Annotated in this window: 1 protein-coding gene; it reads left to right on the top strand. The window is 63.3% G+C overall.

Annotated elements, in window-relative coordinates; translation table 11 throughout:
• On the top strand, positions 1 to 637 hold a 637-nt coding region (locus DW796_RS10495; RefSeq protein ID WP_118095260.1), incomplete at both ends, for an NAD-dependent protein deacetylase, SIR2 family.

A 637-nucleotide genomic window follows, 5' to 3' on the forward strand; every position in this document is an offset into this window, starting at 1 on the left:
TTCTACCACCTCTACCCCAGCCTCGAGCAGCAATGGGCCTACTACGCGCGATATATCGATTTCATGCTGCGCGAGCCGACCTCGCAGCCCTATCTCGACCTACGGTCCCTCATCGGCCATAAGGATTACTTCATCCTGAGCACCAATGTAGACACCCAAGTCGAGAAGACGTTTCCCACCGAGAGGACCTGCAACTATCAGGGAAGCTTCGCGCACCTTCAATGCAAGCAGCCATGCTGCGACGAGCTCTTCGATGCGAGCCCCTACGTCGAGCGCATGCTCGCGGGCATGGCGGGGTTCGAGATCCGCAGCGAGGATGTCCCCCGATGCCCGCACTGCGGCTGGCAGCTTGTGCCGTGGGTGCGCGACGACACGTTTCTGCAGGGTGCGGCATGGCGCGAGAGCCTCGGACGATACGAGCGCTTCGTGCGCGAGCGCAGCGATCGCCGCGTGCTGTTGCTGGAGCTCGGCGTGGGCGAGATGACCCCCGGCATCATCACGCTCCCGTTCTGGAGCATGACCGCGAAGCTGCCGGATGCGCACCTTTTGAGCGTAAACATCTCGGGCGGCTCGGCTCCGCTGCAGCTTGGAAGCAAGGCAGGGGCGATCCAGGCCGATTTGGGCGCCCTGCTCTCGG

The sequence above is a fragment of the Collinsella sp. AM31-2AC genome, from assembly GCF_003469285.1.
GTDB lineage: Bacteria > Actinomycetota > Coriobacteriia > Coriobacteriales > Coriobacteriaceae > Collinsella > Collinsella aerofaciens_AT.